This is a genomic window from Pandoraea morbifera (assembly GCF_902459575.1).
GTDB classification, from domain to species: domain Bacteria; phylum Pseudomonadota; class Gammaproteobacteria; order Burkholderiales; family Burkholderiaceae; genus Pandoraea; species Pandoraea morbifera.
This window is the reverse complement of sequence record NZ_CABPSD010000002.1, coordinates 387,721-402,930: the sequence shown is the minus strand read 5'-3', so window position 1 is coordinate 402,930 and position 15,210 is coordinate 387,721. Positions and strand designations below refer to the sequence as shown.

Genomic DNA, 15,210 nt, shown 5'->3' with positions numbered 1-15,210 from the left:
ACGAAAACGAAACGCCCGGGACATCATGTCCCGGGCGTTTCGTTTTGGGCCGTGCGCGTTCAGCGTGCGTTGCGCTGCGCGAGTTCGTTGCCGGCGTCGCGTTCGAGCCGGGCGATCGACACCGTCGAGCTGATCGCGACCAGCCCCACGACAAGGAACGCCCACGGGAAGTCGACGTTTGTCACATGATCGCGCCCATGCAGCCAGGACGACGTTTGCAGCACGGCCGCGCCGATCGTGATGCCGAGGGTCAGCGAGACCTGCTGGGCGACGCTGGCCAGACTCGTCGCCTGACTCATGCGGTTCGCGGGCACGTCGGCGTAGGAGATCGCGTTCAGGCTGGTGAACTGCAGCGAACGGAAGCAGCCGCCGAACAGCAGCGTGCCGAGAATCACCAGATGCGACGTCTGCGCGGTGAACAGACCGTAGGCGCTGATGGTGGCCGATGCGATCAGCGCGTTGATCATGAGCACACGCCGGAAGCCCCAGCGTTGAAGGATTCGCAGCGAGAGCGTCTTCATGAACATGGCGCCCGCGGCCGAGATGAACGTCAGCGCGCCGGACTCCATGGGCGTCATGCCGAAACCCAGTTGCAGCATCAGCGGCAGCAGGAACGGGGTGGCGCCCACGCCGATGCGGAACAACGTGCCGCCGGCCACGCCCGCGCGAAAGGTGGGAATGCGGAACAGGTCGAGCCGCAGCAGCGGATGCGCCAGGCCTCTCGCGTGACGCAGATACACCAGGATCAACCCGGCGCCCAGCGCGACGAGGCCCAGCGCAAGCGGTGTGGGAATCAGGTGCCGGCCGATGGTCGAGAGTCCGAGCATCAGAATGGACAGGCCGAGGCCCGACAGCACAAAGCCCCTGACGTCCAGCGGCGGCAGGTCTTCCTCGTAGAGATCGGGAATGTACTTGGTGGCGAGAACGAAACCGAGTACGCCGATGGGGATGTTGATGAAGAAGATCCAGCGCCAGTGCCAGAACGTGGTGATGAAGCCGCCCAGCGGGGGTCCGAGCACGGGGCCGACCAGCGCGGGGATCGTGAGGTAATTGAGCGCGCGCACCATATCGCGCTTCTCCACGGATTTGAGCAGGGCGAGGCGTCCCACCGGCACCATCATGGCCCCGCCCATGCCTTGCATGAAGCGCGCGATCACGAGCTCGGGCAAGTTCGTGGAAATGCCGCAGCAGATTGAGCTGAGGACGAACACGCCGATGGCGGTGCGAAAGACGTTGCGCGTGCCGAAGCGATCGGCGATCCAGCCGCTCACCGGAATGAAGACAGCCAGGCTGATGAGGTACGTCGTCAGGGCGAGCTTGAGCGTGATCGGGCTCTCGCCAAGATCTTTCGCGATCAATGGCAAAGAGGTGGACAACACGGTGGAATCCATGTTCTCCATGAAGAGCGCGCAGGCAACGATAAGTGGAACGAGCATGAGACATGGCGCTGCCATCGCGGCAGCGCGAAAAAACGCATGAACAGGGGCATGACGCGCCGGCGGCGCACAGAGCCTTATAGCAAACTTCCCCGCCGCCCGCCGGGCTTGCCCGTCGATCCAGTCGCCATGCGGGGTTTCAACGGCGTCGCGCGAGGCCGTCGCGTTTCAGTCGGTGGAATGCCGTGTCGCGGCGCGATACGACGTTTCGAGAGGCGAGACGCCGCCGGTCACTTGGCTTCGAGGAAGTCGCGAAGCACGTCGAGGTGCGTATGGGCGTCGTGTTCGACGAGCCGATGGGCCGCCGTAAGGAGCGTCACCGGACCCGCCTTCAAGCGCGTGCGCAGTTCGGTCAACGTGACGTTGTGGTCGGCATCGAGTGCGGCGAGTTCGTGCAGATAGCGTTCACGGAACGCGTCGAACTGTTCCGGATGTTCGTGGAACCATTTGCGAAGTTCCGTGGTGGGCGTGACATCCTTGGCCCAGAAGTCGATTTGCGCGTTGGCCTTGGCCAGCCCGCGCGGCCACAGCCGGTCGGCCAGGACACGCTGCCCGTCGTCGGGCCCGGGGGCGTCGTAAGCGCGCTTGAAGCGAATGTCGGCGTGTTTGGCGCGGCCGCTGGCGCCGGTGGTTTTCGGCGATGGCATGCGGATCACCTCGGAAAGGGGCGCGCACTCGCGCGCAATAGCCGCAAGCTTACCGGAGCCCCCCGGCCGCGTCGATGGACGAGGCCGGGGGCGCGGCCTCACGCCGCGCGCGTGAGCGGCGCGACCTGACGGATCCCAAGCGATGCCAGAGATTGCGCGATCGCCGTCACGACGTTGCGCATCTCGTTTTCGTCGATGGCACCGATACAGCCGACGCGGAATGTTTCGAGCTGCGTGAGTTTGCCTGGATACAGGATATAGCCGCGTTCGCGTACCGCGGCGTAAAACGCCTTGAAGTCGTACTTGCTGTCGGCCGGCGCGTGGAACGTGACGATGACCGGTGCCTGCACCTCGGGCGCGAGGAAGGGGCGAAAGCCCAGCGCGGCCATGCCGTCGACGAGCGTTCGGCAGTTCTTGCGATAGCGCTCGCCGCGCACCGGCTGGCCGCCTTCGACGAGGAACTGATCGACGGCGGCGCGTAGTGCGGCGACCACGTGCGTGGGCGGCGTGAAGCGCCACTGCGTGGTCTTCTGCATGTAGACGTACTGATCGTGCAGGTCCATCGCGAGCGAGTGGCTGTTGCCGGCGCTCGCTTCGAGCACCGGGCGCTTCGCGATCACGAAGCCCATGCCCGGCACGCCTTCGAGGCATTTACCGCTCGCGGCGACGAGGGCGTCGAACGGCATGGAGCGAGCGTCGATCTCCACGGCGCCGAACGAGCTCATGGCGTCGACGATGAGTCCCCTGCCGTGCTTCTCGCATACGCGCGCGATATCGGCGAGCGGGTTGAGCACGCCCGCGCCGGTTTCAAGGTGCACCTGGGCCACGTGCGTGATCGACGGATCGCGCGTCAGTGCGTCGTCGATGGCGGCGGCGCTTGCCGCCGCGTCCTCGGGAATGGGCAGGGCAATCGCGTCGCGCCCCAGATAGCGGCAGATCTTGATAATTCGCTGGCAGTACGCGCCGTTGTCCGGCACGAGGATCCGCGCGCCGCGTGGCGTGAGCGTGCCGATGGCGGCCTCGACGGAGAACGTCCCGGAGCCCTGCAGCGGCACGCAGACATAGTCATCGCCGCCATGCACGATGTCCACGAGGTCGCGGCACAGCGACGCCGTGATGCGGTTGAACTGGGCGTCCCACGAGCCCCAGTCGCGCAGCATGGCCTGTCGGGTGGCCGGCGACGTGGTGAGCGGGCCGGGGGTGAGCAGAATCGGTTCCTGACCGAGAATCATGACCGCCTCCTATCAAGCGGGGAAACAAGCGAGAGAAGTCACAGCGTCGTCGAAATGCGGTGCTGCGACGGACCCGGAAGCTGCGGACACAGTGCCGGGTCCCGATACGTGAAACCTCGTATTTGCGGCGAACTTCAATGACCTTTGCCGACCATGCCCGACGGCCGTCGCCATGCCTGCGTATAGCGTTCCACCAAGATCTGGACACCGTGATAGAGCAGGCAGACCAGCATGGACGTGAGCACGACGAGCGTGGCCATGGCGGCGGCCGGTCCGATCGAGCCGGTCTCGTCCATGTTGACGATGGCCACCGACGCGAGCGACGTGTCGGCGGCGTATAGGAACACCACGGCGGACACCGTCGTCATCGCGTTGACGAAGAGATACCGGCTGATGTCGATGATGGACGGCAGGCAAATGGGGGCGGACACGCGCCAGAACGTCCGGTAGAACGGCACCTTGAGCGACGCCGACACGTACTCGAATTCGGGATCGATCTGCTTGAGGGCGGTCACGGCGGTGAGGTGGCTCGACGAGTAGTAGTGCACCACGTTGACGATCACCAGGATGGCCAGCGTGCCGTACAGGCCATGCAGCGGATTGGATTCCGGAACGAAGAAGAAGATGTAGCCCAGGCCGAGCACGAGGCCGGGCACGCCCATCGGCAATACGGCCATCATGCGGATCAGGCCGCGCACCCATGACATGCCGCGCGTCTTCTCCAGCAGGTAGGCGATGGCGAAGATGACCGCCGTGCCCCAGACCGCGCACCAGAATGCCATCTGCACGCTGTTCATGTAGGCGTCGAACGCGCCGCTCTCGATCAGGCCGAACCGGTAGTGTCCGAGCGACAGGCTGAAGTTGTAAGGCCAGAACTTCACGAACGAGGCATACACCGCCATGCCCAGAATCGCGAGCATGATCGCCGCCATCGACCAGCACAGCACGGCCATGAGCGCATCGAAGCGGCGCGACGGCTTGGGCGTGTAAGGCACGGCCCGGGCCGAGAGCAGTGCCTGCTGCTTGCGTTGCACCACCGAGTCGACGAGGTACGTGATGCCGACCGGCACGAGCAGCACGAGCCCCACCACGGCGCCCTTCGAGAAATCCTGCTGGCCGATCACGAGCTTGTAGATGTCCGTGGCGAGCATGTTGAAGTCGCCTCCGATGACCTTGGGAATGCCGAAGTCGGAAATCGCATACGTGAAGACGATCATCGCCGCGCTGATCACGCCATACTTCGCGCCCGGCAGCGTGATCGTGAGAAAGCGCCGCACCATCGGTGTGCCGAGCGCGTCGGACGCTTCGTACAGACGCGCGTCGGTGAGCGACAGCGCCGTGATCAGGATCATGAGCGCATGGGGAAAGGTGGCGTTCACGAGCGACATCACGATGCCCAGCGGGCCGTAGATGTCCACGGTGCCCATGAACGGCCGCAGCAACCCCTGGTTGCCGAACCAGAAGATGAAAGAGATCGCGGGCAGTAGCGTCGGGCCGAGAATCGGGATCAGCGCGATGTTGCGCAACAGCGTCTTGCCGCGAATGCAACTGCGCGTGAGCGCGTACGCGAAGAGAAATGCGAGCGGCACGGTGATGCACGTCGTCACCAGGGAAACCCACACGCTGTTCCAGATCGAGCCGAGCAGGGCGGGCGAATGGAAGTATTCGCGGAAGTGCCGCAGCCCGACGAAATGCCCGTCGTTGTCCTGCACGCTTTTGACGAGAATCGCCCCCATCGGCGCGAGCAGGAACAGCACGCCCGCGGCCGCCGCGACGAGCAACAGCGCGTGGGCCAGGCGATCGGTCCAGTGCGCCGCGAGCCGCACTGCTCGCGCGGTGGCCGCAGGCGGATGGTCCAGGCGACCGGGGCGGTCGTCGGCCGAGTGCGCCGATGGTGCGCTGCGCAGTGTGGACGGTACGGAGCTCATCGTGGCTTCACCCCTGACGGAAGACGCGCACGGCGGCGCTAGGCACGGCAAAGCGCAGTGCGCCGCCCGCGGCCGGTTGCAAGGCCTGCATGTCGGCAGGCGAGAGGTCGGCGTAGAGCGGATGCTCGCAAGCGTGCATGCGCAGCGTCACACGCGAGTAGGCGCCGAGAAACTCGATCTTCTCGACCGCGCCGTCGAAAACGTTGGCTTCGTCGTCGAGGTCGTCGAGATCGCGCACACGGACATCCTCCGGTCGGAAGAACACGCGAATGTCCTCGCCGCTGCGGCAGCCGTTGAGCGTGCCGCAGGTGAGTTCGTACTGCCCGACGTGCACGCGCCCCGCATCGCCGAGCCGGGCCGGCAGGATGTTGGTCTTGCCGACGAAGTCGGCCACGAACGGCGTAGCCGGGTGCTGATAGATCTCGCCGGGGGTGCCCACTTGCTCGATCACGCCTTGGTTCATGACCACGATGCGGTCGGCCATCGACAAGGCTTCTTCCTGGTCGTGGGTCACGAGAATCGTGGTGATGCCGAGCCGTTGCTGCAATGCGCGGATCTCGCCGCGCAGACGCACGCGCACCCGCGCGTCGAGCGCCGAGAGCGGTTCGTCGAGCAGCAGCAGGCCGGGCGACGTGGCGAGCGCCCGCGCAATGGCGATGCGTTGCTGCTGGCCGCCGGAGAGTTGTCCGGGGAATTTGCCGCCCGCGTCCGGCAGGCCGACCATCGCGAGCAACTCGGCCACGCGGGCGTCGCGCTCGGCGCGCGCGACGCGCCGGTTCGTGAGCCCGTAAGCCACGTTCTGCGCAACGCTCAGATTGGGAAACAGCGCGTACGACTGAAAGACGATGCCGTAATCGCGCTGCATCGGCGGCAGCGTCGAGATGTCGCGGCCGTTCTGCGACAGCGTTCCCTGCGTCTGGGCCTCCAGGCCCGCGATGATGCGCAGCAGCGTTGTCTTGCCGCAGCCTGACGGGCCGAGGAAACACAACATTTCGCCACGCCGCACGCTGAGGTGGATGTCGTGCAGCACCACCGTGTGGTCGAAACGTTTGTGAATGCCGGCAAGGTGCAAATACGTGTCGTCGCTCATTCGGGGGACCTCCTGCAGGGTTCGCAATGTCCGATGGGCCAAGTGTCCGGCGCGTTCGCCGCGCTTATTTTTTCTCGGACTTCGCCCCGTAGCGCTTTTGCCATTCGGCGAGCACCGACTCGCGTTGCTTCGCGATCTCCGTGAAATCGTTCTTCACGAGCATGTCGGGGTAGTTCGCCGGAATGGTGTCGAACTTCTTCGCTACCCCCGGATAGGCGACGATGGCCCAGTCCTTCGCGTACATCTCGTTGGCTTCCTTGCTGGCGAGCCAGTCCATGTATCGTTTGGCGGCGTCGAGCTTCCTGGTGGTCTTCACTATGCCTGCCGCCTCGATGTCGTAGCCCAGCCCTTCCCTGGGGAACACGAGATCGATCGGCGCGCCCGCGGCCTTCGTGCGATGCGCGTTGAACTCGAACGAGATGCCAATCGGGTATTCGCCGGCGCCCGCGTCCCGGCAGGGTTTCGAGCCCGAGTGCGTGTACTTGACGATGTTCTTGTCGAGTGCATCCATGTACTTCCAGCCGCCTTCCTTGCCGAACATCTGCAGCCACGCCGTCACGTCGAGGAAGCCGGTGCCCGAGGTGGCCGGATTGGGCATCACGATCATGCCCTTGTAGATCGGCTTGGCCAGGTCTTCCCACGAGGTCGGTTTCGGCAGATTGCGCTTGGCCGCTTCCACCGTGTTGAAGCACACCGTGGCGCCCCACACGTCCAGCCCGATCCACGAAGGCGGTGTTGCCTTGTCGCTGTAGGCGCGCGTGAGTTGATCGAAACCCTTGGGCGTGTATGGCGTGAGCAAGCCCTCCTGCTTGATCAGCTCGAGACTCGAGGCCGCGAGTCCGGCGATCACATCGGCCTGAGGGTTGGCTTTCTCGGCGAGCAACTTGGCGGTGACCACGCCGGTCGAGTCGCGCACGTATTTGATATCGATATCGGGATTCGCTTTCTGGAACGCCTCGGCATACGGTCGCATGACTTCGACTTCCCAGGCCGTATAGACGGTGAGTGTGGTCTTCGCGAGCGCTTGACCGGCCTGCGCGGCGCAGACGAGTCCGGCGGCAAGCGAGGCGGCTACGCGCATGGCACGGCGCAACGGTTGGTTCATGGATGGCTCCTGTGGGTCGCGAATCCAGATCGCGTGAATGAGTCGGTCAACGCCCTCTGTTGGGGTGTTGTGTTGCATATTATTGGCAAATTATGTCTTTTTCTTGAAACCCTTTGCATTTGTCATCTGTTCGTCAAATACCTCCAATAGTATGGAAATCATTGATTCAGATAGGGTTTTGTCGTTGCCTCAACCGACTCACCCCGACGTTGTTGCCAAACTTGCCTGCAATGTCGGATGTGTTTTGTTGACAATCTACAAATTGCTGTGCTTGAATGTCAACAACAAAAATAATCACGGTATGCCACAAATTGCAACGGCGTTGGCAAGGGTGGCAGCGCGGGATCGCATGAATGTCCAGAGCAGTGTCCAGAGAAAAGGAAGACCGGTATGACCCCGAAGCCCACCTCGCCCACGGCGATCGAGTTGCTGCAGAGTCAGTCGCTCACCACGCTCGTTCAGCACGAGATCGAGCGTCAGATCATGGCGGGCACGCTCACGCCCGGCACCAAGCTCAACGAAATCGAGGTGGCCGGGCGCCTGGGGGTGTCGCGGGGGCCGGTGCGTGAAGCGTTTCGCGCACTGGAAGAAGCCGGGTTACTGCGCACGGAGAAAAATCGCGGCGTGTTCGTGCGGGTCATCTCCCTGGAAGAGGCCGAGGAGATTTACGCGCTGCGCGGCGTGCTCGACGAATACGTGGCGCGTACGCTGGCCGAGACGATCGCGTCGGAGCAGCTCACGCGGTTGCGCGAATCCGTCGAGGCAATGCACCGCGCGGTGGAGGCGGGGGACAGCGAGGCGTACTACCGGTTGAACCTGGCGTTTCACGATGCGCTTGTGGAGATGGTGGGCAATCGCAAGTTGCTCGAGACCTACCGCCGTCTGGTCAAGGAACTGAGCCTGTTCCGTCACGAGGCGCTGACGGCGGACACGTCCGCGCCGCCGAAGTCGGAGCGAGAACACCGCGACATCGTGAGCGCCATTGCCTCACGCGACCCCGAGCGCGCGGCGCAGGTCACCCGCGAGCACCTCTCGCGCGGCCGCGCCCGCATTCGCGAAGCCCTGGCGCGTGCGCCGGGAGGGGGCACGCAGGCGAAGGCGGGCTGATTGCGCCCGCGCCCATCGATGCACCGATTGTGTTGAACACCCGGCCGCCGGCAGGCCGTCGCCCCCAACGACGATGCCTGCGGCAGTCACCCAGTGGCGCTTGAGGAGATCCGACGTGACCCAGCCCGTACAGATTCAAGTGAACGGCCGCCAGTACCGGCTGCCGCAACAGCCGACCGTCATCGTGTGTGTCGACGGCTGCCAGTTCGAATATCTCGAAGCGGCCGCGGCCGCCGGAGTGGCACCTTATCTTGCGCATCTGCTCAACGAGGGCGCCGTTTTTCAGGGCGACTGCGTGGTGCCGTCGTTCACGAACCCGAACAACCTGTCGATCGTGACGGGGGCGCCGCCTGCCGTGCACGGTATCTGCGGCAATTACTTCTTTGATCCATCCGCCGACGGTGGGCGTGGCGCCGAGGTCATGATGAACGACCCGGCCTACCTGCGCGCGGGCACCGTGCTGGCTGCCGCCGCGGACGCCGGCGCCAGCGTGGCCGTGGTGACGGCGAAGGACAAGCTGCGCAAGCTGCTCGGGTACCGCATGAAGGGCATCTGTTTCTCCTCGGAGAAAGCCGATCAGGTCACGCTTGGCGAGAACGGCATCGAAGACGTGCTCGGTCTGGTCGGCATGCCGGTGCCGGATGTCTATAGCGCCGAGCTCTCGGAGTTCGTGTTCGCGGCGGGTGTGCGCCTGCTGGAGACGCGCCGGATCGACCTGATGTATCTCTCGACGACCGACTACGTACAGCACAAGTGGGCGCCGGGCACGCAGGGGGCGAACGCGTTCTACGCCATGATGGACAAGTACCTGCGTCGCATGGACGAACTGGGCGCGGTGATCGGTCTGACGGCCGATCACGGGATGAATGCCAAGCACGATCCGGCGACCGGGCAACCCAACGTCGTCTACCTGCAGGATCTGCTCGACGACTGGTTGGGCAAGGGCGTGGAGGCTGGCGGTGCGCGCGTGATTCTGCCGATCACGGATCCCTACGTGGTGCATCACGGCGCGCTGGGTTCATACGCCACGATCTACCTGCCGGGCGAAGTCGATCGCGACGCCATTCGCGCGCGCATCGCCGCGCTGCCGGGTATCGACGTCGTGCTGACCAATTCGGAAGCGTGCGCGCGTTTTGAACTGCCGCCCGATCGCGTGGGCGACCTCGTGGTCGTGAGCGATCAGTCGGTCGTGCTCGGCACGAGCGCGAGCCGCCACGACCTGACCGGGCTGACCGTGCCGCTGCGCTCGCACGGTGGCATCTCGGAGCAGACGGTGCCCTTGCTCTTCAACCGCAAGACCGAAGGCATTCCGGGCAAGGCGCGCCTGCGCAACTTCGACATTCTCGATGTGGCGCTGAACCACGTCTGACGCGCGACCGATGCCGCATCCGAACGATTTTTGATGAGAACCAACGGCGCGCAAACCTCGTCATGTTTGCGCGGCCGGGCCCCTGTCCAGCTGGATACGCTGTGGAGAACCCCATGAACGCGCCGCACAAGCTGCACCCCGAATTCCGCGCCGAAGCGCTTCGCATCGGTGGCGAGAAAGTGACCCGCGAACGGATCATCGAAGTCTTCAATCCGTACTCGGGCGACCTCGTCGGCACCGTGCCGAAAGCGTCGCTCGACGACGTGCGACGCGCGTTCTCGATCGCCAAGCAATTCCGCTCCACGCTCACGCGTTTCGAGCGCGCGAATATCCTCGAGAAGGCTGCCGCGTTGCTGCGTGAGCGCACCCCGCAGGCGGCAGCCATCATCACGATGGAGTCGGGGTTGTGCCAAAAAGATGCCGTCTACGAAATCGGCCGCGTGGCCGACGTACTCGGCTTTGCCGCCGGCGAGGCGCTCAAGGACGATGGGCAGGCGTTCTCGTGCGATCTCACGCCCCATGGCAAAAAGCGTCGCGTGGTCACGCAGCGCGAGCCGCTACTGGGCGCGATCTCGGCCATCACGCCATTCAATCACCCCATGAATCAGGTGGCGCACAAGGTGGCACCGTCGATCGCGACCAATAACCGCATGGTGCTCAAGCCATCCGAGAAGGTGCCGCTCTCGGCGTACTACCTGGCCGACACACTGTACGAGGCGGGACTGCCGCCGGAGATGCTGCAGGTCATCACGGGCGATCCGATGGAGATCGCCGATGAGCTGATCACCAACGAGAACATCGACCTGATCACGTTCACGGGCGGTGTGTCGATCGGCAAGTACATTGCGTCGAAGGCGGGGTATCGGCGCATCGTGCTGGAGCTCGGGGGCAACGACCCGCTGATCGTCATGGAAGACGCCGATCTCGATCGCGCCTCCGATCTCGCGGTGCAGGGCTCGTACAAGAACTCCGGCCAACGCTGCACGGCGGTCAAGCGCATGCTCGTGCATCAGGACATCGCCGCCCGGTTCACCGAGCTGGTGGTGGAGAAGACCCGCGCATGGAAATACGGCGATCCGGCCGACGGCAACAACGACATGGGTACGGTCATCGACGAAGCGGCGGCCCGCCTGTTCGAAGCGCGCGTGAACGAAGCGGTCGCACAGGGGGCGCGGCTGTTGGTGGGAAATCACCGCGACGGCGCGCTGTATTCGCCCACCGTCATCGATCGTGTCGATCCGAAAATGACCGTGGTGCGAGAGGAGACGTTCGGTCCGGTATCGCCGATCATCACGTTCGGCAGCATCGACGAGGCCATCGCCATCTCCAACGGCACCGCCTTCGGCTTGTCCTCGGGGGTGTGCACGAACCGGCTCGACTACGTGACGCGCTTCACCAACGAGCTGCAGGTCGGCACCGTGAACGTCTGGGAAGTGCCCGGCTACCGCATCGAACTGACGCCGTTCGGCGGCATCAAGGATTCGGGGCTGGGCTACAAGGAGGGTGTGCAGGAGGCAATGAAAAGCTTCACCAACACCAAGACCTTCACGTTGCCCTGGGGAATTTGAAGCCGTCAGGGGGGCGGTGGTATGCGCAGGGGAAGCGGGGGTGGCCGGAAGACCGACCACCCGTCTGTCCCCCTTACGCAACAAGGGTTGGCAGAATCGAGCCGAAAATTGTGACAATTTGATGACACGATTGTTGCAGTGATCGATTTGGTGTACGGTGTACCGATTGGGGATACGCATGACGCGTGAACTTCATACGCATCCCGACGCCAGTGATGGACTGACGCGGGATGCCGGTTTGGCAAACCAGTGGGCGCGTCATGCCGGCGGCGCAGGGCGTCGCCAGTCCCGTCGACAAGAAGATCACGGAACACTGGCATGCTGACTCTACTCAACCTCCTTTCCGGCGTGGCGATGCTGATTTGGGGTACGCATATCGTGCGTACCGGCGTGCTGCGCGTCTACGGCGCCGATCTGCGGCGCATTCTTTCGCACAGCATTTCCAACCGTTTCCTTGCCTTCGCGGCCGGCGTGCTCGTCACGGGCCTCGTGCAGAGCAGCAACGCCACGGCGTTGATCGTGTCGTCATTCGGCGCGCAGGGGCTCATTGCACTGGCGCCGGCGTTGTCGATCATGCTGGGGGCCGACGTCGGGACGGCGCTCATGGCGCGGGTGCTGACGTTCGACCTGCACTGGCTTTCGCCGCTATTGATCTTCTTTGGCGTCATCTTCTTTCTGTCGCGCAAGCAGACGCGCGCGGGCCAGCTCGGGCGCGTGTCGATCGGGCTCGGTCTGATCGTTCTCGCGTTGCAACTGATCGTGGCGGCGACCACGCCGATGACCGAAGCCGCGGGCGTGAAGGTGTTGTTCGGCTCGCTCACGGGCGACGTGATGCTCGATACGCTGATCGGCGCGCTCTTTGCGATGGTGTCGTATTCGAGTCTGGCGGCGGTACTGCTTACGGCAACGCTGGCGTCTTCGGGGGTGATTTCGCTCAAGGTCGCGCTGTGCCTGGTGATCGGCGCGAATCTGGGCAGCGGCATGCTGGCCATGCTCACGTCGGCAGGGCAGAACGCCGCGGGTCGTCGCGTGGTGTTCGGTAGTCTCATCTTCAAGTTGATCGGGTGCGTGCTGGTGCTGCCGTTCGTCGACTATGCGCCGCATCTCGTGGCCTGGATCTCCGACGCGCCCGCGCAGGCCGTCGTCAATTTCCATGTGTTGTACAACCTGATTCGCTGCCTGGTGTTTCTCGCGTTCACCGAACCGATGGCACGGCTTTGCGAGCGCCTGCTCGCCGAGAAGCCAGAGGCCGACGGCACCACGCGTGCGCGCCATCTTGACGAAAGTGCGCTGGAGATGCCGTCGCTCGCGCTGGCCAACGCCACGCGCGAAACGTTGCGCATGGGCGACATCGTCGAGCAGATGCTCAACGGTCTGCTCGACGTGATTCGCAGCAACGACGTGGTGCGCGCCAGGGAGACGCGGCGGCTGGACGACGACGTCGACCATCTCTATACCGCGGTGAAGCTGTATCTCACGCGCGTGTCGCGCGAGAACCTGAGCGAGCAGGACAGCCGTCGCTGGACCGACATCATCTCGCTCACGATCAACCTGGAACATGCCGGTGACATCATCGAGCGCATGGTGACCGAGGTCGAGGAGAAGAAGATCTCGCACAAGCTGTCGTTCTCGGAGGCTGGCCTGCAGGAGATCTGCGACATGCATGCGCGTCTGGTGACCAACCTGCAACTGGGCCTGTCGGTGTTCCTGAATACCGATCTCAAGAGCGCGCAGCGCCTGATGGCCGAAAAGGAGAGCTTCCGCGATCTCGAGCGTGCCTATTCGTACACGCACCTGAATCGGCTGGCGGGCCAGTCGGTGCAGAGCATTGAGACGAGTTCGCTGCATCTGGACATCATCAGCGACATGAAGCGTCTCAACTCGCTGTTCTGCTCCACGGCCTATCCGGTGCTCGACGACGCCGGCGCGCTGCGCAAGAGCCGCATGCGTGACAAGCCCAAGGATGCGACCAAGCCGCCCAAGGAAGCGAAGGCGTCCAAGCTGGCGGCGCTCGCCGATGTCGCGACGGCAGCCGCCCCCGGATCTCGCGACGACAACGAGAGTTCACACGATGGCCCTGAGCCTGCCGGACATCCGCACCCTGTTCGATAAATTCGGTTCGCTCGCGTACAGCGGCGAGCCCGTCACCCAACTGGAGCACGCGCTGCAATGCGGCGCGCTTGCCGAAAGCGAGGGCGCCGACGAGGCGCTCGTCGCGGCAAGCTTCCTCCACGACCTCGGCCATCTGCTCAATCTTCAGGGCGAAACGCCCACCGAGCGCGGCATCGACGATCTGCACCAGTATTACGCGTTGCCTTTTCTGAGGCCGCTGTTCGGCGACGCCGTGCTCGATCCGATTCGCCTGCATGTGGACGCCAAGCGATGCCTGTGTGCCATCGATGCGGCGTATTTCGGCCAATTGTCCGCGGACTCCGTTCGCAGCCTGACATTGCAGGGCGGGGTGTTCAGCGACGAGCAGGCGCGCGCATTCCTCGAGCGCGAGCATGCCGATGCGGCGTTGCGCCTGCGCCGATGGGACGATCGTGCCAAGGTGGCCGGTCTGGCCACACCGTCGCTCGATCACTTCATGGCGGTGCTCACGCGTGTGACGTTGCAATAGCGGTGGGGGGAGTGGTGCGCAAGCGCGGGCCGGTCAGCGCGGCAAACGCGCCCGCCACGCCGCAGGCAGCAGGCGCAGCACCGCGGCGCGCGAGGGTTTCCAGAACACGGAGAGCAACAGCAGCGCCCCGCCGACCACGACGGCGACCAGTGGCAGCGACATTGGCGCGAGGTCGTAGGACTGTCCCGGAAGATCGCCGCCGACCGGCGATGGCGTGACCATCAGGCGCAGCATCGCGCTCATCACGTACAACAGCGACGAGAGCATCAGCGCGCGCCGGTCGATCGCAAGCGACACCGCGGTGAGCACGAGGAACACGGCGATCACGGCGCCCGGATGATGCGGGGCAAGCATCCAGAAGATCGGATGGGTGACCATGCAGGCGGCGAGCAGGTGGAGCCAGAAGGCGACGTCCGAGCGGATCGTGGTGCGTTGCGGATCCTGTGCGTCCCAACGCAGCGCCCAGACGAAGATCGCAAGGCCGGCCACGATGTTGGCGACAAGCAGCCAGCCGACGGCCTGCTCGTCGAGCACGAGCGCATGCGCCCACGCAACGATCACCACGCCCGCCAGACCCATGGCGATGACGGCGGGAACGCGGAACCGCCACCAGTACAGTGCGGCAGCCAGGAGCGTGCACGCGGAGGTGGCGGCAAGCGTCCACAGGCTCATCGAGGCCCGCACCGTCTCGCTACCCTGATGCATGAGCGATGCGTTGCCGAAGCCGAGCAACGCGGCGGTGCTCACGAAACTGAAGGCGAAGCACAACGCGGGCAAGGCCATGCGACGACGCCGCACGAAGATCTCGGAGAGGCCCCACGTGATGGCTGTCGCGATCAGCATCTGCAGCCAGGAGGGAAGCCCCCCGGTCAGGAATAGCGTGCCGAAGGAGAGCAACCACGCTGCGATCACGACGAAGATGTCGTTGAAGCTGGTGACAAGTCGCAACGGCTCGTCGTCGATGCGTTGCGGCGTCGGAAGGCTCGATTCAGCGGCAGGCTGGGCGGCGGAGGGGGCAGGTGCGGTCATGGTGAGCGGCGTATCGGCTGATTGGTGTATCGGCGAAGGGGGCGATGAGATATCCCTGAGACGGATCTTCGCAGATAAA

Annotated in this window: 12 protein-coding genes; 5 read left to right on the top strand and 7 right to left on the bottom strand. The window is 64.4% G+C overall.

The genetic code is table 11. From position 1 onward, the window contains the following. Positions 1 to 59: 59 nt before the first annotated feature. The 6 genes from PMO31116_RS05240 to PMO31116_RS05215 form a co-directional block, all read right to left on the bottom strand. Positions 60 to 1,436 (bottom strand): MFS transporter, encoded by a 1,377-nt coding sequence (locus PMO31116_RS05240; protein ID WP_150565792.1) that lies wholly within the window; start codon positions 1,434 to 1,436, stop codon positions 60 to 62. A gap of 230 nt (positions 1,437 to 1,666) precedes the next feature. Beyond that, complete coding sequence (locus tag PMO31116_RS05235; RefSeq protein ID WP_150565791.1) at positions 1,667 to 2,083, bottom strand: DUF488 domain-containing protein; 417 nt, start codon at positions 2,081 to 2,083, stop codon at positions 1,667 to 1,669. 98 nt (positions 2,084 to 2,181) lie between these two features. Then, complete coding sequence (locus PMO31116_RS05230) at positions 2,182 to 3,315, bottom strand: 2-aminoethylphosphonate--pyruvate transaminase (protein ID WP_150565790.1); 1,134 nt, start codon at positions 3,313 to 3,315, stop codon at positions 2,182 to 2,184. 134 nt (positions 3,316 to 3,449) lie between these two features. After that, positions 3,450 to 5,243: a putative 2-aminoethylphosphonate ABC transporter permease subunit gene (locus tag PMO31116_RS05225; RefSeq protein WP_150565789.1), complete on the bottom strand. Its 1,794-nt coding sequence runs from the start codon at positions 5,241 to 5,243 to the stop codon at positions 3,450 to 3,452. A gap of 7 nt (positions 5,244 to 5,250) precedes the next feature. After that, positions 5,251 to 6,333, bottom strand: a complete 1,083-nt coding sequence (locus tag PMO31116_RS05220; RefSeq protein WP_150565788.1) for a putative 2-aminoethylphosphonate ABC transporter ATP-binding protein — start codon at positions 6,331 to 6,333, stop codon at positions 5,251 to 5,253. A 64-nt stretch (positions 6,334 to 6,397) separates the two neighbouring features. Further along, positions 6,398 to 7,438, bottom strand: a complete 1,041-nt coding sequence (locus PMO31116_RS05215) for a putative 2-aminoethylphosphonate ABC transporter substrate-binding protein (RefSeq protein ID WP_150565787.1) — start codon at positions 7,436 to 7,438, stop codon at positions 6,398 to 6,400. Positions 7,439 to 7,828: 390 nt separating this feature from the next. Between PMO31116_RS05215 and PMO31116_RS05210 the strand changes: the two genes are divergently transcribed. The 5 genes from PMO31116_RS05210 (at position 7,829) to PMO31116_RS05190 (ending at position 14,102) form a co-directional block, all read left to right on the top strand. Beyond that, positions 7,829 to 8,545: a phosphonate utilization associated transcriptional regulator gene (locus PMO31116_RS05210; protein WP_150565786.1), complete on the top strand. Its 717-nt coding sequence runs from the start codon at positions 7,829 to 7,831 to the stop codon at positions 8,543 to 8,545. A gap of 73 nt (positions 8,546 to 8,618) precedes the next feature. Then, positions 8,619 to 9,914, top strand: a complete 1,296-nt coding sequence (gene phnA, locus PMO31116_RS05205) for a phosphonoacetate hydrolase (RefSeq protein WP_150565785.1) — start codon at positions 8,619 to 8,621, stop codon at positions 9,912 to 9,914. Positions 9,915 to 10,027: 113 nt separating this feature from the next. After that, positions 10,028 to 11,482 (top strand): phosphonoacetaldehyde dehydrogenase, encoded by a 1,455-nt coding sequence (gene phnY / locus PMO31116_RS05200; RefSeq protein ID WP_150565784.1) that lies wholly within the window; start codon positions 10,028 to 10,030, stop codon positions 11,480 to 11,482. 318 nt (positions 11,483 to 11,800) lie between these two features. Continuing rightward, entirely contained in the window at positions 11,801 to 13,594 is a 1,794-nt protein-coding gene (locus tag PMO31116_RS05195) for a Na/Pi cotransporter family protein (protein WP_150565783.1), read from the top strand. Then, a complete protein-coding gene (locus PMO31116_RS05190; RefSeq protein WP_150565782.1) occupies positions 13,554 to 14,102 on the top strand; it encodes a phosphonate degradation HD-domain oxygenase in 549 nt (182 codons plus the stop codon). The genes PMO31116_RS05195 and PMO31116_RS05190 overlap by 41 nt, the downstream gene beginning before the upstream one ends. A gap of 33 nt (positions 14,103 to 14,135) precedes the next feature. Here PMO31116_RS05190 and PMO31116_RS05185 read toward each other — a convergent pair whose 3' ends face one another. Further along, positions 14,136 to 15,131, bottom strand: coding sequence for a hypothetical protein (locus PMO31116_RS05185; protein WP_150565781.1), 996 nt, complete (start codon positions 15,129 to 15,131; stop codon positions 14,136 to 14,138). Between the last annotated feature and the right edge of the window lie 79 nt (positions 15,132 to 15,210).